This window comes from Bacillus sp. WC2503, from assembly GCF_052682895.1.
Genome location: NZ_JBQYMD010000001.1, coordinates 742,055 through 763,595 on the forward strand (window position 1 = coordinate 742,055; position 21,541 = coordinate 763,595).

The 21,541-nt window shown below is 34.4% G+C and carries 21 protein-coding genes; 12 read left to right on the plus strand and 9 right to left on the minus strand.

What is annotated here, in order from left to right; genetic code table 11:
- The first annotated feature begins 41 nt into the window (after positions 1 to 41).
- Positions 42 to 2,084 (plus strand): transglycosylase domain-containing protein, encoded by a 2,043-nt coding sequence (locus tag ACUN26_RS04020; RefSeq protein WP_000769255.1) that lies wholly within the window; start codon positions 42 to 44, stop codon positions 2,082 to 2,084.
- Positions 2,085 to 2,207: 123 nt separating this feature from the next.
- On the opposite strand, the gene ACUN26_RS04025 is transcribed toward ACUN26_RS04020, so the two are convergent.
- The 4 genes from ACUN26_RS04025 to ACUN26_RS04040 all read right to left on the minus strand — a co-directional run bounded on the left by ACUN26_RS04025 (position 2,208) and on the right by ACUN26_RS04040 (position 5,273).
- A complete protein-coding gene (locus tag ACUN26_RS04025; RefSeq protein WP_001265580.1) occupies positions 2,208 to 2,636 on the minus strand; it encodes a hypothetical protein in 429 nt (142 codons plus the stop codon).
- A 196-nt stretch (positions 2,637 to 2,832) separates the two neighbouring features.
- The gene (locus ACUN26_RS04030; protein ID WP_370114585.1) at positions 2,833 to 3,318 is read right to left on the minus strand and encodes a Gly-Xaa-Xaa repeat protein; all 486 of its coding nucleotides are present in this window, start codon (positions 3,316 to 3,318) and stop codon (positions 2,833 to 2,835) included.
- Between the two features lie 88 nt (positions 3,319 to 3,406).
- A complete protein-coding gene (locus tag ACUN26_RS04035) occupies positions 3,407 to 3,781 on the minus strand; it encodes a collagen-like repeat preface domain-containing protein (RefSeq protein ID WP_002038299.1) in 375 nt (124 codons plus the stop codon).
- A 220-nt stretch (positions 3,782 to 4,001) separates the two neighbouring features.
- The gene (locus ACUN26_RS04040) at positions 4,002 to 5,273 is read right to left on the minus strand and encodes an ATP-binding protein (protein WP_000938020.1); all 1,272 of its coding nucleotides are present in this window, start codon (positions 5,271 to 5,273) and stop codon (positions 4,002 to 4,004) included.
- A gap of 160 nt (positions 5,274 to 5,433) precedes the next feature.
- Between ACUN26_RS04040 and ACUN26_RS04045 the strand changes: the two genes are divergently transcribed.
- Positions 5,434 to 6,282, plus strand: a complete 849-nt coding sequence (locus tag ACUN26_RS04045; protein ID WP_000465099.1) for a DUF72 domain-containing protein — start codon at positions 5,434 to 5,436, stop codon at positions 6,280 to 6,282.
- A 211-nt stretch (positions 6,283 to 6,493) separates the two neighbouring features.
- Here ACUN26_RS04045 and ACUN26_RS04050 read toward each other — a convergent pair whose 3' ends face one another.
- The 4 genes from ACUN26_RS04050 to deoD form a co-directional block, all read right to left on the minus strand.
- On the minus strand, positions 6,494 to 6,688 hold the full coding sequence (locus tag ACUN26_RS04050) for a DUF3924 domain-containing protein (protein ID WP_001094863.1): 195 nt from the start codon (positions 6,686 to 6,688) through the stop codon (positions 6,494 to 6,496).
- A 125-nt stretch (positions 6,689 to 6,813) separates the two neighbouring features.
- On the minus strand, positions 6,814 to 7,344 hold the full coding sequence (locus ACUN26_RS04055) for a tyrosine-type recombinase/integrase (protein WP_000806240.1): 531 nt from the start codon (positions 7,342 to 7,344) through the stop codon (positions 6,814 to 6,816).
- A gap of 107 nt (positions 7,345 to 7,451) precedes the next feature.
- Positions 7,452 to 9,263, minus strand: a complete 1,812-nt coding sequence (locus ACUN26_RS04060; protein ID WP_000797528.1) for a sensor histidine kinase — start codon at positions 9,261 to 9,263, stop codon at positions 7,452 to 7,454.
- Positions 9,264 to 9,421: 158 nt separating this feature from the next.
- Positions 9,422 to 10,129: a purine-nucleoside phosphorylase gene (gene deoD, locus ACUN26_RS04065; RefSeq protein ID WP_000110704.1), complete on the minus strand. Its 708-nt coding sequence runs from the start codon at positions 10,127 to 10,129 to the stop codon at positions 9,422 to 9,424.
- 176 nt (positions 10,130 to 10,305) lie between these two features.
- Here deoD and ACUN26_RS04070 point away from each other — a divergent pair, with 176 nt between their 5' ends.
- The gene (locus ACUN26_RS04070; protein ID WP_000232581.1) at positions 10,306 to 11,094 is read left to right on the plus strand and encodes a hypothetical protein; all 789 of its coding nucleotides are present in this window, start codon (positions 10,306 to 10,308) and stop codon (positions 11,092 to 11,094) included.
- A 4-nt stretch (positions 11,095 to 11,098) separates the two neighbouring features.
- Here the strand turns inward: ACUN26_RS04070 and mprF are convergent, their stop codons facing one another.
- Positions 11,099 to 13,678, minus strand: coding sequence for a bifunctional lysylphosphatidylglycerol flippase/synthetase MprF (gene mprF / locus ACUN26_RS04075; protein ID WP_000010883.1), 2,580 nt, complete (start codon positions 13,676 to 13,678; stop codon positions 11,099 to 11,101).
- A 185-nt stretch (positions 13,679 to 13,863) separates the two neighbouring features.
- Between mprF and ACUN26_RS04080 the strand changes: the two genes are divergently transcribed.
- The 9 genes from ACUN26_RS04080 (at position 13,864) to resB (ending at position 21,530) form a co-directional block, all read left to right on the plus strand.
- Entirely contained in the window at positions 13,864 to 14,253 is a 390-nt protein-coding gene (locus tag ACUN26_RS04080; RefSeq protein ID WP_000583780.1) for a hypothetical protein, read from the plus strand.
- A gap of 22 nt (positions 14,254 to 14,275) precedes the next feature.
- Complete coding sequence (locus ACUN26_RS04085; RefSeq protein WP_000067559.1) at positions 14,276 to 14,767, plus strand: YpuI family protein; 492 nt, start codon at positions 14,276 to 14,278, stop codon at positions 14,765 to 14,767.
- A gap of 105 nt (positions 14,768 to 14,872) precedes the next feature.
- The gene (locus tag ACUN26_RS04090) at positions 14,873 to 15,784 is read left to right on the plus strand and encodes a superoxide dismutase (RefSeq protein ID WP_000082676.1); all 912 of its coding nucleotides are present in this window, start codon (positions 14,873 to 14,875) and stop codon (positions 15,782 to 15,784) included.
- A gap of 112 nt (positions 15,785 to 15,896) precedes the next feature.
- Entirely contained in the window at positions 15,897 to 17,021 is a 1,125-nt protein-coding gene (dacB, locus tag ACUN26_RS04095; protein ID WP_001252633.1) for a D-alanyl-D-alanine carboxypeptidase DacB, read from the plus strand.
- A complete protein-coding gene (spmA, locus tag ACUN26_RS04100; RefSeq protein ID WP_000247802.1) occupies positions 17,014 to 17,610 on the plus strand; it encodes a spore maturation protein SpmA in 597 nt (198 codons plus the stop codon). Before dacB ends, spmA begins: the two co-directional genes overlap by 8 nt.
- Positions 17,607 to 18,137, plus strand: coding sequence for a spore maturation protein SpmB (gene spmB, locus ACUN26_RS04105; protein WP_000029515.1), 531 nt, complete (start codon positions 17,607 to 17,609; stop codon positions 18,135 to 18,137). Before spmA ends, spmB begins: the two co-directional genes overlap by 4 nt.
- Positions 18,138 to 18,426: 289 nt before the next feature.
- Positions 18,427 to 19,155, plus strand: coding sequence for a 23S rRNA pseudouridine(2605) synthase RluB (rluB, locus tag ACUN26_RS04110; protein ID WP_000440550.1), 729 nt, complete (start codon positions 18,427 to 18,429; stop codon positions 19,153 to 19,155).
- 106 nt (positions 19,156 to 19,261) lie between these two features.
- Positions 19,262 to 19,783, plus strand: a complete 522-nt coding sequence (resA, locus tag ACUN26_RS04115) for a thiol-disulfide oxidoreductase ResA (protein ID WP_000742208.1) — start codon at positions 19,262 to 19,264, stop codon at positions 19,781 to 19,783.
- Between the two features lie 121 nt (positions 19,784 to 19,904).
- A complete protein-coding gene (resB, locus tag ACUN26_RS04120; protein ID WP_000910514.1) occupies positions 19,905 to 21,530 on the plus strand; it encodes a cytochrome c biogenesis protein ResB in 1,626 nt (541 codons plus the stop codon).
- The last annotated feature ends 11 nt before the right edge of the window (positions 21,531 to 21,541 follow it).

Consider the following 21,541-nt stretch of genomic DNA (forward strand, 5'->3'; position numbering starts at 1 on the left):
TTTTGAAAAGAAGAGTGTAAACAAACGAAGGAAGTGAACGAATGAAATTGAAGAACACTCACTTTAAAAAAACGCTTGAGTGGTTCAATGAGAGGAAGAAACTACGCAATTCATTAATTGTATTGGGCAGTTTATTCGTTACTCTATTTATTGCTATAAATATAATAATTTCCATTCAAGACATATCTGAATTAAAACAAGCTGTTCCGCAACCGACTTTAATTTATGATGCAAACAATGAAGTTGCGACTAAATTGGCTTCTTCTAAAACAGAAGGCGTAAAAAGGAAAGATATTCCTAACATTATGGTTCAGGCAATTGTTGCAGTAGAAGATAAGGAGTTTTTTAACCATCACGGTATTTACTATAGTGGAATTATAAGTGCGGTTTTTAAAAATATTACAGCAGGAGAAGTTGTAGCAGGGGGAAGTACAATTACACAACAACTTGCGAAAAATGTATTTTTGACACAAGACCGCACGTTCTCACGTAAAATAAAAGAATATTTTCTAACTAAAAAAATAGAACGTACTTATACAAAAGATGAAATTATTGAAATGTATATGAATCAAATTTATTTTGGTGAAGGGGCTTGGGGTATAAAAAGAGCAGCTAAATCTTATTTTGATAAAGATGTAAAAGATTTATCAATTTCAGAAGCTGCAACGATTGCGGGCTTGATTAAAGCGCCGTCTGCGTATTCGCCTTATAAAAACTTTAATAAATCAATTGAACGACGTAATGTCGTATTAAGTTTAATGAAAGAGCAAGGGTATATTTCTGAAGAACAGTACAATAAAGAAAAAGAGTCCGGTCTTGTATTAAAACGTGGTGTGGATGATAAATACAAAGGTAAATATTCTCAATATGTAGACTATATTGTTAGAGAAGCAATGGACAAGTACGAATTAACACAGAATGAGATTTTAGCAGGTGGTTATCGTATTTATACAGAGCTTGATTCGAAAAAACAACAGGCTGTAGAAGATGTTGTGAATAATGATAACTATTTTAAAGATAGTGGTTCAGATCAGCTCATGCAAACAGGAGTGGTCCTTGTGAATCCAAAAACTGGTGGTGTTCCAGCTTTAGTTGGAGGCAGAGGGCCGTATCAGTTTTTACAATTTAACCATGCTACTCAATTAAAAAGGCAACCAGGTTCAACGTTAAAGCCTCTTGCTGTATATGTACCAGCGTTAGAACAAGGGTATGAAGTATACGATATATTAAAAGATGAACCATTTAGTATTAAAGAATACGAACCGAAAAATAGTGATCTTACCTTCCATGGTAATGTGACAATGTATGAAGCGGTGGCAAAGTCGTATAATGTTTCAGCAGTTTGGCTGTTAGAACAAATAGGATTAGATAAAGGATTGAAATCTTTAGAGAGATTTGGTATTCCAATAGTGCCAGAAGATCGTACGTATCCGATTGCTTTAGGCGGAATGCATGTAGGTACATCTCCATTTGTAATGGCCCAAGCATATAGTACATTTGCAAATGATGGTGTTCAAGTGGAGGCTCATGCAATTAGAGAAATTCAAAACGCTGAAGGTGAAACGATTGGGAAATGGTATAAGAAAGAGACGCGGGTGACGAGTGAAAAAATTGCTCAAAAGATGACATATTTATTAAAAGGTGTTGTCGAAAAGGGAACAGGTGAAAAAGCGAAAGTTAATAATGTTGATACGGCGGGTAAGACAGGTACTACTCAAATTGTAAATGGTCCAAGCAATGGTGCAAAGGATTCATGGTTTGTTGGATATACGCCAGATTTAGTAGGTGCGATTTGGGTAGGATATGATAAAACAGATAGCGAGCATTATGTTCCAGGAGGGAGTCAAATTACGACGACGATGTTCCGGGATATCATGAAAAAAGCAAATGCAAATCCAGCTCAAAAAGCATTCCAGTTATCACTAATACCAGAGGCTGACTACAAAAAACAATTGCAAACAATCGAAGAGGAAAAACGAAGAAAAGAAGAAGAGAAGAGAAGGAAAGAACAGGAACAACAAAGAAAACAAGAGCAGCAAGAGTGGTTTGATAAAGTGAAAGAGTGGATTCCATCACTTTGGTAAAAGAAGAAAGAGGCGAATAACGAAATCCACCTCTTTTTCGTATGAAAAATAAAGTGAAACTTCAATCATTAAGGGATGTTTATTCACCGCTAATGATTAGCCCATACCAATTGGGAAATGATATTACTCGTTTAGTATAATGTTCGTACTGCCAGAGGATTGAGAATCATATGTGATAATGATTTTGCCTTTACTAATAGGTTCGTAAGGTAATTCTTCTTCATAACTACCATTATTTTCATTATGGATAGAAAGCGTGATTTCATCAATTTCTTTATTTATATACTGATCTTTAATCGTTTCAGCAATTTGAAGTAGCGTTTCGTAACTAGAAGCTTTCGTAATAAGCATTCCTTTTATAACCTTTTTTTCATTATTTGCTGCATTGGAATAAGGGATGTTACTTTGTTTTGTATACAAAAGCTTGTATGGAACTGTTTTTCTCTCTGCTTTTGATATAGTGGAATATTTTAGAGTTAAAAAAAATCCTACACATAAAATAATGCATACCATAAAAGCAACCCAGATGCGTATCAGTGACATAACTCTCATTTTCATCCCTCTTTCATATCTTTGACTTCACTATTTATCATACAAAATGAGGATTAAGATAGAGTAAATTTGAGGTAAAGAAACGTAAAGAAGGAGCACTTATCCTCCCAAATAAGTGCCCGGTTCTATATAAAAAGAGAAATTTAATTTACAGTCAAATGATGCATATTATTATAAATACGCTTATTTAGTGAAATTAGTAAATTCGGAAAACAGATAGTGTTGCTGTTGTATCACCTGTGTTAGGAATAGAAATAGTATTTGCTGTAGGTTGTACAGCGATTGTTGTACCAGTTTGTAAAGTAACGATTGTAGAGAAAGAAACAGCACTACTGATAACGTTAGTTGAAAAATTACGAGTAGGTGGTTGACCATTGAAGGAAATACCGAACCCAAACGGTGAAGAGCCTGGGAAAGTTGTAGACGCTGAGAAATTAATATCATATACGCCTGTTTCTAAAACTGTTAAAGTGTCTGAAGTGTCATTAAAAGTGATAGTATTTATTTCAAAAACTTGATTAAATTGGATGTTTGTTCCAGGAGATATAGTTTGTGCGTTGGAGTTTCCGATGGACGCGATAGTTACAGGAATTGGAGTACCCGCTGGACTGTCGCACCAGTAGCACCTTGAGCGCCCGCCGGTCCTTGGACACCAGTTAAGCCCCTTGAGTCCTACTATCACCTCCTCCAAGGCAATCTGATCCGTATTGAACTAGGAATAGTTTGGATCTCTGTTATGAGTTTAACTAATTTGTCGATAGTACAACAATCTACTTTAAATAACTTAGCAAGCTTTGTAGCTCAACGTACAATGCTCCGCATGAGAAAGGTGTTGTTCTTAAAATAGTTAATAGATTAGTGATAATAGAATTTCCGATTTGTTTTTGTGCCGGAGATAAATCTAAGCAATTGAGGAACTTTTGTAGATTATTTAGGGCATCAATTAGATTATCTATATTATTTTGAGAAGGGGTTTGAAAGACAGCTTGAATAGCTTGACCAAGTGCTTGAAGAAGTCTAACAAACTCTTTCAGTTCGGACTTAGAGATATTAATATGACTGCAAGCTCTTACTTCGCAACAATCATTACCATAAAATACTTTTCCTTTATTTATATTGTTTATCTTTTCATCCCTTTCTTTCATAGAATCAATAGTCGTTACTATATATTAAGATGAGATTTATACTAAATTCGTGATGGACAAACTACTATTTCTAAAAAAATAAGAAGTTTGCCTACCAAGCAAAAACAATTAAGTTATGGAGAAAGATTTATAGAAATTAAAGAAGATTAGTTCAACATAAAAAAGCATGTCAATTGTTGAGAGTATCTAACAATTGGCATGCGGTTTGTGGAGGAATACCTCATTTGTATTCATTCATTCTTTCATGGTTTGTTTTAGATAAAGTTGGAATAGAAATAGTGAAAGTTGTACCAGCTTGATTACTAGTCATTTTTAATGTGCCGTTATGATTTTGAATAATTTTCTTTGTTACTGATAGGCCCAGTCCTGTTCCTGAATCTTTTGTTGAGAAGAATGGATCAAAGATATATTCTTGAATAGCTGGAGGAATACCAGTTCCATTATCTGTGAAAGTAATCCGAACGAAGTTATCTAGGCGATAACTAGTGATTTGAATAGAAAGAGGTTTTTCACCTTGAGCATCAACGGCGTTTTGAAATAGGTTTAAAAACACTTGAACAAGTTCATGGCGATCAATATGGACTAAAATATCATCTAATTCATTAGAAAAATTATAATCAATTGAAATGTTATGCAAAAAGACCTCACTTGCTAGTAGCTGTTGAATATATTCACGTAAAAATATATTGATGGGAAACGGTTCTCTTTTAAATTCGCGTGTTTTCGATATAGATAAAAATTTTGTAATAATACTATTTGCACGATCTAATTCAGGAATAAGTAAGTGTTTAAATAATTCTTTATTGGATGGAGATACACTCTCTTGTAAAAACTGTAAGTATCCCCGTACTGTTGTAAGTGGGTTGCGTACTTCATGTGCAATCCCGGCGGCAATTCGTCCTGCTAATGAAAATTTCTCTGCATCACGTTCTGTGTTTAAATAATGAAAAACGCTAATAACTCTAAAAATCTCTCCATTATAATCGCGAATAATTCGATTATTAATAATGCCATAGTTTTTGTCTAAAACCTCTTCATTATATATTTCGGTTCCTGTTTTTAAGGTTTCAATAGCTTTAATTTTTTCTTCAGGTAAGTTAAGTAATTGTTGAATTGGCTTTCCAATTATTTCGTTTCGTATTACAACAAAATCATCTGCAGCAGCTTGATTACATAATGTAATATTCCCCTTATTATCAATAAAGGTTACATGATGTGAAAAAGCATCAAAAATATGAACAAAGTGTTTTTCAAGTTGTTCAAATAAAAATAATGAATCGCAAGTAAGTTGAAAATCAGCTTCTTTATTCTCTTTTCGTATGTTTTGAATGGAATGATTTGTTCTTGTTTTCTTTATTTGCAAACCAATATGTGGATTTTTATATGTGAAATGATGCGGCAATTGATTCACAAGTTCTTCATAAAAACGTACTTTATTTTCTAGTTCTTCTATTCGTTTTTCATGAGATAAAATATCATCGGTTGGAAGCATAAATAAATAACCCCTCAATTTAAAAATTCTTCCATTTAGTATATCATATTTTTATACGGATACTCTTAAAGAAAGAGTTACTTAATGAATTTGATTGTCCAAGATGATTGGGAAATCAGTAGAATGAATATAAGATGAAAACTGAAAGGGAGGAATATGATTGTTTTTCATTGGAGTGACAGGGTGGGGAGATCATGATTCTTTATATATAGATCCCTATGAAAATAAAAATAAATTACGAACATACAGTGAACATTTTCCTATTGTCGAAGTGGATAGTTCATTTTATGCGATGCAACCGGCACGAAATTATACGAAATGGGCGATGGAAACACCGACAGACTTTTCTTTTGTCGTAAAAGCGTATCAAGGAATGACAGGGCATATGAAAGGAGAAACTCCTTTTTCTACGTTTGATGAGATGTTTGATGTGTATAAACAATCGATTCTTCCTTTAATAGAAGCGAATAAATTAAAAATAATTTTATTTCAATATCCACCATGGTTTGATTGCAAAAAGAAAAATGTAGATTTCCTTCGATATACGAAAGAGAAAATGGAAGGTTTACCGTGTGCGATAGAGTTTCGAAATCAAACATGGTTTTATCCAGAAATGAGAGATAAAACGCTACAATTTTTAGAGAAAGAAAAATGGATTCATACAATTTGTGATGAACCGCAAGCGGGAATTGGTTCGGTTCCACTCGTATTAGAGGCGACGGATTCGGATATAACATTAATCCGCTTTCATGGTCGAAACGTTCATGGCTGGCTGGATAAAGGGGAAAATTGGAGGGCGGTTCGCTGTTTATATCGCTACAACAATAAAGAATTGGAAGAATGGGTAGAACGACTAGAGCAACTAAAAAAGAAGACAAAGGACATATACGTATTATTTAATAATAATTCGGGCGGGGATGCAGCGGATAATGCGAAACAACTTATGAAAATGATGAACATTACATATGGTGAGCCAAAGCCTGAGCAATTAAATTTATTTGAACGATGATAAAACAAGAAAGGCACTGTACAAACAGGGGGAATGTACAGTGCCTTTCTATATGAAAAAGAGGGGTAACAATGTTACTGAGCGTTTGGTTGATTCATCAATTGTTGGCTTCATAATAAATGATAATGGTTATCATTATCATTGTCAATGATTTTTCGGAAAATAAGTAAAATTTTTTTGTATTTTAAATAGCAATAAAAAAAGAACAGCATTAATGCTGTTCTTTTCCGTTAATAAATTGTTGTAAATCAAAAGGAGTTATCGCTTGGATAAATTCTTTTGAGATAAGTGTTTGAACGAGAGTGCTCTCAGAAATGCTAGCACCTGTTTTCTTTTCATAAGCTTGTTTTAATAAATCGAGTTTTTCAGCCGTTTCTTGCGGTAATTCAATTGTAAGTGTGTTCATAATTTCTCCCCCTTATTATTAGAGTACCACTACAATATAAGAGAGACAAGAAAAGAAAAGAGAATATGAAACATAAAAAAGGTTACCATTTTTTAAATGGTAACCTTTTTTATGTATAAGAGGTATTAAGCGATACCGATATACTTTAAAGTTTTTGATGGAGTACTATGATCAAAGAAGTGTTGTAAAAATGCAATGTCAACACCTGATTTGTATGCACAATAGCCCCAAGTTTTTCGAAGTGTATGTGAGCTAATCCCTTCTAATCCAACTTCTTTTGCAGCTTTGTTTAAAATGTACCATGCATGTTGTCTCGTAATAGATTTTGTTCCTTTTTGAGACTTTAATAATGGCTCATTGCGTTTCCAAGTTTTACGTTCTTTCATGTAGTCTTCGATTGCGTGCTGTAAGTCTTCATTTACAGCAAACCATTTATGTTTCTTTACTTTTTCATTGTAAAATAAAATGGAATGGCGAACATTTTCGTTTTCATCGATGACATCGCTAACTTTTAATTGTAAGATTTCGCTTACTTTTAAGCCAGAATTTACGGCTAATACGAATAATAAGCCATCACGTTTCGAAGATTGTAAAAGTATATTTTTGATAGTTTCTAATTGTTTTTCACTTTGAATAGGTTGTCCTGCTTGTTTCATTTCACGCACTCTCCTCTTTTATATGTGTAAAGGAAAGGATTAACTTGTTTCTTACTATAAAGGGAGAGTGTGAATTTCATGTGAACTCCTAGTGAAATTAAGACAAATTATTTGACTTCTTTTACATTTGGTAAATTAAAATAGAATACAACGCTATTATTCGTATTATATACACCGTACTTGGCATGATGGAGATCTAAAATGTTTTTTACAATAGATAACCCGAGACCGGTACCACCAGTATGACGACTGCGTGATGCATCTAAACGATAGAAGCGATCCCAAATTTTTTCAAGACTTTCTTCTGGGATAGGATTTCCTGTATTCTCGATTTCGACTTTTACTGTATCTTCGGTTTCTATAACAGAGACTTGTATTCTTTCTCCATCGGGCGTATAGCGAATTGCATTGCTAAGTAAGTTCACAACTACTTGCTCAATACGACTACGATTCGCTTTAACAAATATAGAAGTGTCTGCATCGACGTCCACTTGTAACTGCTTTTCCTCCATGCTAAATAATAACTTTGTATGGACTTGCTGAATTAATTCACCGATTGAGAATGTTGTCATTTCTAGTTTGTACGTACCCGATTCTAGTTTTGCTAATTCTAACATTTCAACAATAAGTCTGTTCATATTTTCTGTTTCTTCTAAAATAACATCTGTATAATACGTTGTATCTTTACTAACACCATCTTGAATCCCTTCTGCGAAACTTCTAATTACACTAAGTGGTGTTTTTAATTCGTGGGATACACCAGAAATGAATTCTTTCCTCGTCTTCTCTAATTGACGTTCACGTTCAATATCTTGTTGTAATTTTGTATTGGCAACATTTAATCGATCAATTCTGTCTTTTAAGTTTACAGATAATGTATTGATACTGCCGGAAAGCCCGCCAATTTCATCGTCTGCTGTAACAGGTAGTTTCTCGCTAAAATCAAAATTAGCCATTTTCTTTGTAACGCGATTAATCTTAATTAATGGTTTCACAATAATTTTTGAATAGTAGAAGGATAATAAAATAATCACGAGAAACACAATGATTAAGGCATAGACATAATAATCTTTTAAAACGAGCATCGCTTCATTAACAGGTTGCAAAGATACTATCGCAAAGGCGTACTCTGTAACCATATTGTTTTCCATAATAGGTTTTACAAAGATGCGGCTTTGTAAATTTTCTTCAACGCCTAATGGGTATATAGTTAATTTATTTGAATCAGAAGTACCCTGCCTAATTGTGTATGTAAAATATTGAACGGCTCGTAATGTTTCAATGTCATTTGCAAGCCGAACCTCAGCTTTGGATGGGAGCTGTAACTTAGATATAACACCAGTAAGGCGGATATTAGTTGTAGTTTTGTATCGATTTGTAAGTCCATTTTTAGGAGGATTACTATTAATTGATTGGAAATCCGAATTGAAATGTTCGTTTCGCCATCGATTATAATGTGTTGACAATTCTATTGGTGTTATAATATTCCCCTGTAAGAACCCCAAGACGCTGATTGGTCCATCTTTTTTTAAACCTAAATTTTCGAATTTAATATATTCTTCGGGTGTTAAAAGATTATTAAGTGGAATGGAATACGTACTTTGAGTTTTAGAATCAATAACATCAATGTAGAAATTGTTTTCACTTTTAATAATGCCATTAGAATCTAAAAATTGCATTTCAGCATTTGTTTTATCATGAAATTCTTGTTTTAGTTTTCTAATTTCCTCATAACTTTTGCCGCTTTTTTCGTAATTATCTACGAATTTTTCAAAGGCAGTTTGAACGGTTTTTACTTTTTTATTAATATAAAATTTCTCTAAAAATAGAGACTGTCCTAGGAAAAAGAGGAGGAATATGATTGTAAATAATGTTGATGTTAATAAAAATAGTTTAAAGACGATACTTCTGTTTTTCACTGCTTCACCTCTTATGAGAAATACTGTAAATGATTTCACTTTATTATAACAAACGTGACAAGAAAGTAGAGGGAGAAATCTGTCTCTTTCTAAAGTAGTTTTTTATAAAAAGTCACATAAAAAGAACTCGACAGACGTATGACGAGTTCTTTAATGTATTATTGTTGAATTGCTGCATCTAAAGCGATTTCAATCATCTCGTTAAATGTAGTTTGACGTTCTTCAGATGTTGTTTCTTCACCAGTGAAGATGTGATCGCTTACTGTTAATACAGATAATGCATTTACACCATATTTCGCTGCTAATGTGTAAAGAGCAGTTGTTTCCATCTCTACTGCTAATACACCGTAATCTGCAAGTTTTTTAACCATGTCCATGCTTTCACGATAAAAAACATCTGCTGTTAAAACGTTACCAACACGAACGTGTAATCCTTTTTCAGTTCCTGCATCGTAAGCTTTCTTTAAAAGGTCAAAGTTTGCAGCTGGTGCAAAATCAAAACCTGGGAATGTTAAACGGTTCATATTCGAATCAGTACAAGCTGTCATTGCAATAATAACGTCACGTACTTTTACGTCCTTTTGAATTGCACCGCAAGTCCCAACACGAATTAAATTTTTAACTCCGTAGCTTTGGATTAGTTCGTTTACATAAATAGAAATAGAAGGAACACCCATACCTGTACCTTGAACAGATACACGTTTTCCTTTATAAGTTCCAGTGAAACCTAACATACCACGCACGTTATTATAGCAAGTAACGTCCTCAAGAAATGTTTCAGCGATATATTTTGCGCGTAATGGATCACCAGGTAATAGAATAGATTCAGCGATTTCGCCTTGTTTTGCTTCAATATGTACACTCATGAAAAGTCCTCCTTATAATGTATTGATAGAAATCAATATCATTTGCATTATACACTACGAATCCGTTCAATTAAAATCTTTTTAATTATTTGTAATATGTGCAAAAGAGGAGGATTTCATAAATCATAATCTAGAATATATATGAAAGAAGTTTTGTATAAACAGAGACAATAAAAATGGTAGGTGATTTTTTGAAAAATCTTGTCATTGGACTTGTAGCTTTGGTACTTATTGTGGCGGGAGGATTTTACATAAAAAAATATCAGGAAACCGTAGAGACGGTAGGAGATGTTCAAGAAGTAAAATGGGATGTATCAAATGGAAAAGGAAATGATAAAGTAGATATTTTGTTTCAATTACTAAATAAAAAGAATAATGAGGTTCGTGGTGTAAATGATCAAATTCGGGCAGTTATTGTAGATGAACAGTTAAAACATATACAACAGATTAAACCTACATTTGCAGGGAATGGATCATATAAGTTATCTTCCAAAATAGCGAAAGATGAAGCGTATACAATATTTTTATATGAAAACAAAAATAAGTCAGTAGAATCATTCGCGAAGACAGATTTTGGGAGAGAAAAAGAAGAAAAAAATAAGAAGAAGGTGAACCTGCCAGTCGATAGTGTACTTACAAAAAAAATTGGAGAGCATGAAGTTTCTCTTTTATTCGGTGCATTACATCCGAATGAGCCGGTGACGTTAACATTTCAGTTTCAAGCAAAAAAGGGTGAAAAATTGAAATTACATTCAGAGAGAGGAGAAGAGGAAACTCTTTATATCGTAGATGAAACGAGGGAAAACTTTTTATACGCTATGCCTGTTGATACGGATGAGCAATTACAGTATCGTATTACATTTCCTGCCCAAGGCACGTATAAACTGTGGGGAACTTTTTATATAAATGGTAAGAAATATGAGAAGGATTTTATCGTACAAGTTCAAAAAAGAAAAAACAGCTAAATTTTTAGCTGTTTTTTCTTTTTCCTATTAGTTTTGTTACAGAGAGCATCGTAATTGGTAAAGAATGATTCTTCCTAAATGCTAAATATTTACCGCTCCATGCTGGTTTGTATTTCTCTTTAAAATGTCGTAATCCGCTGAAACTATACGTATAACGAACGTTATTAAAGATTGCAGCAGCAACTCTTTCAGACCAAAATGATTGTGTTGATAACCCAACATTGGAAAGTGGCGCCATACCAATATTAAAGGAGTGATATTCATTTTCTTTTGCCCATTGGAATAAGTGGATGAAAATTGCGTCCATAATTCCACTAGGTGCATCTGGATAATAGCGCATTAAATCAACAGACAATGATCCGTTTTGATATACGGGCATAAAGGTTGTGAATGCGATAATCTTTCCATCCGCATCAGATAATGTAGCGATAGGAGCACGGCTAATATATTCACGATCGAAGTATCCGAGTGAAAAACCTTTCTCTTTTTTTCCACCGAGCCATGCATCAGAAACTTTCCGTAACTCTTCGAATAATTCGTCTGAGAATGGCGGCTGATGAATAGAGAATGTATAGCCTTCTCTTTCAAAACGATTGAAAGTCGCTCGCATACCAGCGCGTTTCTTTCCTGTTATTGTAAATGTATTTAAATCAACGACAGCTTCTTCACCAAGTTTAAAGAAGTTATAACCAAAATCATGATATAAACTCATCCATTTACTTTCGATTTGATAAAATACACAAATGTATCCGAATCGATCAGCTTCAGCTAAAAACTCTTGCAACACATTACGATAGGAGGAAGGGTTGCCAATTGGATCACCTAATACAACAAGACGTTTTCCAGTTATGGAGAAGAGAAGGAGCGCCTTCCCATCACTGCTAAAGAAGAATTGTTTATCTCCTAAATAACCTAAATGACTAAGTACATTTCCACCGTGTTCATCTAAGAAGTTTTGTAACCTTTTATCATTTGCTGGTTGCCCGGGAAATTCATTTCGATAACGATTGGCAATGAGTGAGCCAATTAGTAAAAAAGTAGGAACGAAAAAGGCAGCTGCTAATGCACTTCGTTTCACTTGGGTAATATTACGAACGACGAAATCAGGTTTAAAAGCTTCTTTTGCACCTGCAAATAAAATACCTAAGTTTTTATATAAATATAACGTTACAAGTAAGAATATAAAAACTTTTACGATATCAGAAAGTGAGACTTCCATTTTCTCGCGTACGAATCTTTTACGAAGCATATATAATACAGCGAGTACGATTAACAAAATAAATGTTTCTTCAATATCAATTCCTTTTAGCGTATTAAAGATAGCGGCTCCAATTAAAGAAATAATTGTCATATAATAAGAACGTTTTGTTCCGTAATATATTCCCCTTGAAAGGATTAGAAGGAGAATACCGAATGTTAGCGATAAGCTAAAAGAAAACTGAATCAGATGCTTTGGAGCTAAAATATGTAAGGCGTGTGCCCGGTTTATACTTGTTGGTAAAATAGTCGATAAAATAACCATTAAGCCAGCAAATACTGTTAAAGCAGCAGATGCCCATGAACCTAATTTCCCTAGAAAGTCACGCTGCAAAGTCCATATAACGCCAGTGGTTTCTAATGCAGGCGCAATAAAAGGTTTATCTTCAAACTTTTTAATGGCCACTCCTGTCATTTCGAAAGCCGCAAAAATGAGACCAAGGCAGAATGGTAAAATGTAATAGACGAGGCGATATAGTAACATAGCAGGCAGTAAAACACCTGTATCAATGCCGTATTGTCCTAGTCCAGTTAAGAAGACAAGGTCAAATGAACCAAGCCCACCAGGGACAAGACTAACGACGCCAGCTAAGGCAGCAATTACATATACACCTAAAAACTTTTGAAAGTCAACTTCAATTCCAAACAGTATTAAAATGACGTACATAACGATACCAGCAGATACCCATTCGACTAATGAAACTAATGAGTATAAAACAGTTGGATTTTTCTCTTCCTCTTCTTGTCCTTCGGTTTGCGTTGTTTTTCTATTTTTAAGTTTAGAAAAGCCGATGTATATAGGGACGAAAAGGGCAAAGAAGATAAGGACAGGCCATAACCACGGTTTTTCATGCAAAATAAATCTTGTGTCTAATATTCCGATAAGACCGAGGAATGAAAGTATGGCTAATCCGTTAATAAAGGCAGTCGTCATCCAGGCAATACTTTTAATAAGTTTTCCATTTTCTTTTATGTATGGACGATAAAGCATTGTTCGTACACCAGCTCCAACGAGGCCACCAAATCCAATAAAACCATTTAAAGTATTCGCAATCCATGAGATACGGAAAATCTTTTGGACAGGTATATCAGCTTTTAAGTAACGAAGCATAACATAATCATAAAAGAACATCGTTGATACAGCGAATGCACCAAGTGTAATTGCTAAAAAGACTCCTCCAGTTGGAATGTTTTTAATTGTATCAATCGCTTCTAAAAAAGAAATGCCCGCTAATTCTTTTTTTGCTTGAAAGAATACAACTGTTAATACAACAAATGGGAAGATAATTTTCCCGATTTGTAAGAAACGTTTCCATGAAAACGACATAAATACAACTCTCCTTGTATAAGAAAACTGAGACAATAATATTATTATGACAAACTTCAAGAAAAATAAAAAGGTAAATTCCTGTATAGGTAAGCTATTTTTTATATAGGTATATTTAAAAGAATATTTCGTTTATCAGAAAGTTAAGTTAAAATGGAGTGAAAGAAGGAAGAGAGGGGAAGTATATGATTATAATAGGTTATGCGGGGCATGAGTTAGAGAAAGCAAAACCTAATACATCAGAAGATTTTTTTAACAGATCTGAAGTGACATATATATTAAATGATAAAGAGAAAACTTTTTCAGTTTTATACGTTCGCTATTTTGAAGAAGTTATACAAGAAATTACTCCTTTTGAAGGAAATCCAGTGTGTAAAGTAGAAGAACAAGACATATATTTACGGGATATTGTAGCGATATGTTGTTTAGTGAAAGATAAGGAGCTCCGTGCGCAAAAACGTTTATATTTAAATAATATAGAAGAATTTCAACAATATTTTGATGAGAGAACAGTGTTGAAAGTACAAGAAATATTGGCTGAATTACATAAAAATAAAAGAATAGAAATAGCGTGAAATGGAAAGGGAGAGGGAAGAAATGTCTAATTTGATGGTTGAAAATCAAACAGAACAAGTTTCTATATTTTTAGAAGATGCGATTACTTTGATAACCAATTATGTAAATTATCATACGTTGCCTTTTTTATTAGAAGAGACACCAGCTGGGAACGAGCAATATTATAAAGGGTTATTAGCATCAATGAGACGTCTTCTCGTTTTTTGCGAAGAAGGACATGATGCATGTTTTGTTTTGCTGAATAGCCAGCCATTTCGAAAAACAGCAGCTGAAAAAATTTTATATAAGATATATCATCAAGTAATTGCAGAGTTTTTTTCCCCGAAGAGTGATCATTGGTATGAAAATAGTCGATCTGCATATACAGGAAAAAATTCTATCGTTTTTCAACAAACACCACCTTCATCTATAGAGAAAGTGATGAAGAATTTAGAAGGTAAATTTCAATTGATGCGTGAAGAACTAGAATATTATGAGACAGATTACCAAACGAAGATGTTACACAAATACTAATTAAGGAAAAGAAGCTAAGGAGACTTAGCTTCTTTTCCTTTTGTACAGTTATATAAGGGATTTTCATTGAATATATTTAAGTGGATAGCAATAAGGAGGTGTAACATGAGTCAGCAAGGTGTATTTACAGATTACTTTCATGAAGTAGAAAGTTGGTGTGAAAGTGTTCTTCACGTATTAGATAGCCGCGCAATGGAAGTGTATGATGTCCATATGCTTGCTTATAAAATTCAGACATTATTAGAGCGTATGAAAGAGCATGAGTACGAAACGGATGCGGAGTTTATGTATGAAATAAGCGATGATGTAGAACATATTCAACATCATCTGCAGGAAGTATTTATGCAAGAAGAGGAATATGAACTATATGAAAGAGGGGATAGTGAACGAGCTGTTCCAATTGGAGGGCATACACTCCCGCCATTACCTTATCCATATAACGCGTTAGAGCCGTATATTTCTAGAGAAATTATGATGTTACACCATGATAAACATCATCGTAGTTATGTAGAAGGGTTAAATAAAGCAGAGAAGATGATGGAGGAAGCGAGAAAAACCAATCAATTTGATTTAATTAAGCATTGGGAACGAGAAGCGGCTTTTCATGGATCAGGACATTATTTACACACGATATTTTGGAATAACATGAAAAAAGATGGTGGTGGAAGTCCAAGAGGGGCTTTTTCACAACAAATTGAACAAGATTTTGGGAGCTTTTTACGTTTTCAAAAACATTTTACGGAAGCAGCCTCTAAAGTAGAAGGTTCGGGCTGGGCGATTCTCGTTTGGGTCCCCCGATCTGGAAGGTTAGAAATTTTGCAGAGTACACTTCATCAATTGTTTACACAATGGGATACGATACCGCTCCTTGTACTAGATGTATGGGAACATGCGTATTATTTACAATACCAAAATCGAAAAGATGAATATATTAAAAACTGGTGGAATGTTGTGAATTGGCCTGATGTAGAAAAAAGATTTGAAACTGCGAAACAAATTGAATGGACACCATATTAGACGCAAATTCTTTGCGTCTTTTTTAATGGGAACAGAAGGAAGATTTCGTTCATATTTTAAAAGGCCAAGCATACACTTGTACAAAAAGTGCCAAAAGGACGTGGGGGGAAATATGAGACGAATTTGTGTAATCATTACGCTTCTTATTATGTACGCAAGCGTTATGCCGATTCCTACATATGCAAAGATGAACAGTAATGTTAGCGCTCGAAATGCTGTATTAATGGAGCAAAGTTCTGGTCGTGTATTATACGGAAAAGCAGAACATGAGCCACAAAAAATTGCTAGTATAACAAAAATTATGACAGCCTTGTTAGCTGCTGAATCAGGAAAAATGAAAGAAATGGTATCAGTTAGTAATGAAGCAGTCAGGGTGGAAGGATCGGCGATTTATTTAAAACCTGGACAGAAAGTGAAGCTAGAGGATTTAGTATACGGACTTATGCTTAGATCAGGTAATGACGCAGCGCAAGTAATTGCTGAAAATGTAGGAGGGAGTATAGAGGGGTTCGTATATTTAATGAATGAAAAGGCGAAACAAATTGGAATGAAAGATACTCACTTCTCAAATCCTCATGGTTTGGATGGAGATGGCTCTCATTATTCTTCGGCTTATGATATGGCACTGTTAACGAAATATGCAATGGGGAACGAGACCTTTAAGAAAATTTTTGGCACAAAAACGTATAAATCAAATTCATGGGATTATCCGTGGAAAAATAAACATAAGCTTGTGACATCCTATTATGAATTTGCAACAGGTGGGAAAACAGGTTTTACGAAAAAAGCAGGACGAACGCTTGTTACAACGGCATCAAAAGATGGACTAGATTTAATTGTCGTAACTTTGAGTGCTTCTAGTGATTGGGATGATCATATGAATCTATTTGACAAAGGGTTTGAACGTTTTAAGCAAACAAAAGTTTTAGGACAAGGAGCGCTTGCTGAAATAAATGAAAAGAAATATGCCAATCATGTTTATACGAAAAATAGTTTTTCGGTACCGTTAACTGAAGAAGAAAAAAAGAACGTAGTATTAAAAGTTGAACTCGATAAAAGTGCAAAACTTACGGATGGAGTAAAGGTTGGGAAGACGGACATTTATGTTGGTAATGAAAAAGTCGGAGAACGGAATTTATTTTATAGTAAACGGAAGTTAGTAGCTGCAACGGGTATGTACTGGAACAATGTGAAAGAAATTTTTTCTTACATGATAGGTGTTGGGAACGATGGTTAATCTCGTCTGGGCAGCGATGGCGGTCATAGGGATTGTGTATGCCATGATAAACGGAACGATGGAAGAAGTAACGAAAGCTGTATTTGACGGGTCAAAAGATGCGGTAACGATTTGCATAGGACTTATTAGCGTTTTAGTATTTTGGCTTGGCTTAATGAAAATTGCAGAGGAAGCAGGGTTGTTAAAAAAGTTAGTTACACTTTTTATGCCGATAGTAAAAAGGTTGTTTCCAGAAATACCGAAGGATCATCCGTCAATGGGATTTATTCTATCGAATATGATGGCGAACTTTTTTGGACTAGGTAATGCAGCAACCCCTCTTGGTATTAAAGCGATGGAACAACTGAAAGAATTAAATGGAGGAAAGGATTCGGCCAGTCGCTCTATGGTGACGTTTCTAGCATTAAATACATCAGCTATTACTTTAATTCCTACTACCGTCATTTCGATTCGAATGACTTATGAATCAGCAAATCCTACTGAAATTGTTGGGGTAACATTCATTGCACAAGTGCTCTCTATGATTGGGGCAATTTGGATTGACCGCTATTTTTACCGAAGAAGGAGTAGAAAGGGGCGGAAAAAATGAGTATTGTAAATACAATTTCATTATGGGTAATCCCTTGTGTAATTGGTTTTATCCTTTTATATGGCACGATAAAGAAAGTCCCAACGTATGAATCGTTCGTTGAGGGAGGAAAAGAAGGGATTCAAATTGCAGTTTCCATTTTACCGTTTATGGTTGGAATGCTTGTATCCATTTCTATTTTTCGGGCATCAGGTGCTTTAGATGCGATGATATCTGTAATGAAGCCGATGTTAGATTTAATTCATGTCCCAGCAGAAATCGTTCCACTTGCGCTTATACGTCCAATTTCGGGTTCTGCTGGTTTAAGTATTACGACTGATTTAATTGCAACATATGGACCAGATTCGTTTATTGGGAGATTAGCTTCTACGATGCAAGGGAGTACAGATACGACTTTTTATATTTTAACAGTATACTTCGGAGCTGTTGGGATTAGAAAAATGGGGGATGCATTAAAAGTAGGACTTTTTGCAGATTTAATCGGGATTATTTGCTCAATTGTGTTTGTTTCTTTATTGTTTCAGTAATACTATTCATTTTTTAGGCTATTTCGCTTATAATACGTATACGACCACTATTAAGGTGTAGCTTAATAGTGGTTTTTTTATGCAGTATTTTTGACAAAATGATGAACTTTTATTGTGAGAAATATGAAAAATATGGACAATAATAAAGGATAAAAACATGATTTGCCCTTTATATGTTTAATATCATCGCTATGTTGTTTAAGTGAGACGAGGCGAACAGTCGTAAAACGTATGCGGTTGCCAAGTCTTTCTAATGTAAGGTAAGATAAATTCGAGGTGAAAAAAAGAAATGGAACGATTACAAAAAGTGATTGCACAAGCAGGTATTGCATCGAGAAGAAAGGCTGAGGAATTAATTCAGCAAGGAAAAGTGAAAGTTAATGGAAAAATAGTGAAGGAGTTAGGAACAAAAGTAACTCCTCAAGATAAAGTAGAAGTAAATAACATCCCTCTTGAAAAAGAAGAACCTGTTTATTTTTTACTATATAAACCAACTGGCGTAATTTCAAGTGTATCAGATGATAAAGGAAGAAATGTTGTAACAGACTTTTTCCCTGAAATTACACAACGTTTATTCCCAATCGGACGCTTAGATTATGATACGTCTGGCGTATTATTAATGACAAACGATGGGGACTTCGCTAATGTATTAATGCACCCGAGATATAAAGTTGAAAAAACATATGTTGCAAAAATAAAAGGGCCATTAACAGGTGAGAAAATTCGCATGTTAGAACGAGGTGTTACATTAGAAGACGGAAAGACAGCACCAGCAAATGTGAAAATTATTTCTTGGGACAAGCGTAAAGAGATGGCGATTGTACAATTAACAATTCACGAAGGCCGTAACCGTCAAGTACGTCGTATGTTTGAAGCGTTAGACTGTAAAGTAGTGAAATTAAAACGTGAACGTTATGCCTTTTTAGAAGTGGGTAGTTTGCGACCTGGTGATGCAAGAGAATTGACACCACATGAGGTAAAACAATTACGCGCGCTTGCTTCTACAAAGCCAAGATAAGCTATAGAGTTAAAATTTCACCAGTGGAGTGCTCTGCTGGTGATTTATTCAATATAACATTTACAGAAAAGAATACATACCATTTACCGAGGAGAGGGGAGACAAGATGAAGAAAAATCGCTTATTATTTCGTGTTATCATCCTGCTCATTTTAAGCGGTGCTGTAGGATTTACCCTTTATCAAGGGTTTTTCACTGATAAAGAGAAAATGCAAATTGGGAAAGAAGCACCTAATTTTGTTGTGACGGATTTGGAAGGAAAGAAAATTGAATTAAAGGACTTAAAGGGTAAAGGTGTATTTTTAAACTTTTGGGGAACTTGGTGTAAACCTTGTGAAAAAGAAATGCCTTATATGAATGAATTATATCCAAAGTATAAAGAAAAAGGCGTTGAAATTATTGCGTTAGATGCAGATGAAACAGATATTGCTGTTAAGAACTTTGTGAAACAATATGATTTGAAATTCCCAGTTGCCATTGATAAAGGAACAAAAATCATAGGCACATATGGAGTAGGTCCATTACCGACAAGCTTTTTGATTGATAAAGATGGAAAAGTAGTGGAGCAAATTATAGGTGAACAAACGAAAGAACAGTTAGAAGGCTATTTGAAGAAAATTACTCCGTAATAAAGAAAGCCTTTACATAAGAGGTGCATGTCTATAGCGCCTCTGATTTAAAAATTCTGAGTATTGCGGTAACTTGAGGTTAGAATATACAATAGTACATATAGATACAGGGGCGGTGAGAGTGTTGAAAGAAATTAAATGTGAGTGTGGACATGTTAATCCGATAGGAACCATTTTTTGTGAAGCTTGTGGGAAACCATTTGAAAGCAATGAAAATGTAAAACTATTGGATATGCGCTATGAGGGGAGTGCGCGGAGATCTCTCACGCAAACAAAAACGATAGTCGATAAAATTTGGAGCTTTTTCTCTTCTGTAAAAGTAGGTGTATGGCTAATCGTAATAACTTTAGCTGCATCAGCGATAGGAACAATTTTTCCGCAAGAAATGTACATAACGCCAGGAATTGCACCAGCTGAATATTATAAACAGGAATACGGATTTTTAGGGCAATTATACTATCAATTAGGATTTAATAATTTATACGGTTCATGGTGGTACATGATTTTAATTGCTTCTATCGGTACTTCACTTGTGATATGTAGTTTAGACCGTGTTATTCCCCTTTATAAAGCTTTAAAAAAACAAGGGGTAAAAAGACATCCTAGCTTTTTAAAGAGACAAAGATTATACGGGACTGGTACTCCGCAAGATGGTGACTTGGAAAGAGTGCAAAAGAATTTAAAGAAAAGAAACTATAACGTGAAAGTGGAAGACGGAAACGTTTTAGCGGAAAAGGGACGTTTCTCACGTTGGGGTCCATATGTAAATCATATCGGCCTTATTATCTTTTTATTCGGTGCGATGCTTCGTTTTTTACCGAGTATGTACGTAGACGAAGCTCTTTGGTTACGTGATGGTGAAACGAAAGAAGTACCAGGGACGGATGGTCAATACTATTTAAAAAATGAGAAGTTTATAAAAGAAGTTTATGATAAAAGTAAGGATAAGGAAGTTTTTGATGAAGCGATAGACCGTGTTGGGGATAAAATGATTGCGAAAAACTTCCAAACGAATGCAGTATTATATAAAGCGGTAGGCGAAAATATAGCAGGGCAAAAACCGAAATTAGAAAAAGTAAAAGAAGCGGAAATTCGCGTGAATGAGCCATTGAAATTTGATCAATTTGCAGTGTATCAAGTGGATTATAAAGAAAGTGAATTTAAAAGTATGTCCTTCCACTTGCAAAACAAAGAAAATAATCAAAAGTGGGGACCAATTAAAGTAGATTTAGCGAATCCTACAGAAAAATACGATTTAGGAAATGGTTATTCTTTAGAACTATTAAGCTATTTTCCAGATTTTTATTTTGATGAGAATGGAAAACCGAATACAAAAACAAAATTACCAAACAACCCTGCATTCGTATTTAAAATGTTTACGCCTGAGACGCCAGATGGTGAAGTGAGTTTCGTTGGTATTCAGCAAAATATAGAAGCAGATGGAAACAACAAATATAAAATGTCATTTGCAGGTGTTGAAATGCAAAATGCGACAGCTCTAACGGTTAGGAAAGATTTAACGCTTTGGATTCTTGGTATTGGAGGATTTATATTTATGGTTGGTGTCATTCAAGGTATGTATTGGAATCATCGCCGTATTTGGATACAACGTGTTAATGATGAATGGTGGATTGCAGGACATACGAATAAAAATTGGTTCGGTTTAAAGAAAGATATTGAAAGAATACTAGAAGGTACAGCAATTCCACAGCCAAATGATAAAGTAATTGATAAAAAAATTAGTTAAGGTGGGGAAAC

What these genes read in the sequence shown, in the direction of transcription:
- mprF (WP_000010883.1), bottom strand. Translation starts at nt 13,678, where the DNA reads ATGTCGTTTTCATGGAAACGTTTCTTACAAATCGGGAAAATTATCTTC.
- spmB (WP_000029515.1), top strand. Translation starts at nt 17,607, where the DNA reads ATGAGTATTGTAAATACAATTTCATTATGGGTAATCCCTTGTGTAATT.
- deoD (WP_000110704.1), bottom strand. Translation starts at nt 10,129, where the DNA reads ATGAGTGTACATATTGAAGCAAAACAAGGCGAAATCGCTGAATCTATT.
- ACUN26_RS04055 (WP_000806240.1), bottom strand. Translation starts at nt 7,344, where the DNA reads ATGAAACAAGCAGGACAACCTATTCAAAGTGAAAAACAATTAGAAACT.
- ACUN26_RS04085 (WP_000067559.1), top strand. Translation starts at nt 14,276, where the DNA reads ATGTCTAATTTGATGGTTGAAAATCAAACAGAACAAGTTTCTATATTT.
- ACUN26_RS04035 (WP_002038299.1), bottom strand. Translation starts at nt 3,781, where the DNA reads ATGAAAGAAAGGGATGAAAAGATAAACAATATAAATAAAGGAAAAGTA.
- dacB (WP_001252633.1), top strand. Translation starts at nt 15,897, where the DNA reads ATGAGACGAATTTGTGTAATCATTACGCTTCTTATTATGTACGCAAGC.
- ACUN26_RS04090 (WP_000082676.1), top strand. Translation starts at nt 14,873, where the DNA reads ATGAGTCAGCAAGGTGTATTTACAGATTACTTTCATGAAGTAGAAAGT.
- ACUN26_RS04070 (WP_000232581.1), top strand. Translation starts at nt 10,306, where the DNA reads ATGGTAGGTGATTTTTTGAAAAATCTTGTCATTGGACTTGTAGCTTTG.
- ACUN26_RS04020 (WP_000769255.1), top strand. Translation starts at nt 42, where the DNA reads ATGAAATTGAAGAACACTCACTTTAAAAAAACGCTTGAGTGGTTCAAT.
- ACUN26_RS04080 (WP_000583780.1), top strand. Translation starts at nt 13,864, where the DNA reads ATGATTATAATAGGTTATGCGGGGCATGAGTTAGAGAAAGCAAAACCT.
- ACUN26_RS04040 (WP_000938020.1), bottom strand. Translation starts at nt 5,273, where the DNA reads ATGCTTCCAACCGATGATATTTTATCTCATGAAAAACGAATAGAAGAA.
- rluB (WP_000440550.1), top strand. Translation starts at nt 18,427, where the DNA reads ATGGAACGATTACAAAAAGTGATTGCACAAGCAGGTATTGCATCGAGA.
- spmA (WP_000247802.1), top strand. Translation starts at nt 17,014, where the DNA reads ATGGTTAATCTCGTCTGGGCAGCGATGGCGGTCATAGGGATTGTGTAT.
- resA (WP_000742208.1), top strand. Translation starts at nt 19,262, where the DNA reads ATGAAGAAAAATCGCTTATTATTTCGTGTTATCATCCTGCTCATTTTA.
- ACUN26_RS04050 (WP_001094863.1), bottom strand. Translation starts at nt 6,688, where the DNA reads ATGAACACACTTACAATTGAATTACCGCAAGAAACGGCTGAAAAACTC.
- ACUN26_RS04025 (WP_001265580.1), bottom strand. Translation starts at nt 2,636, where the DNA reads ATGAGAGTTATGTCACTGATACGCATCTGGGTTGCTTTTATGGTATGC.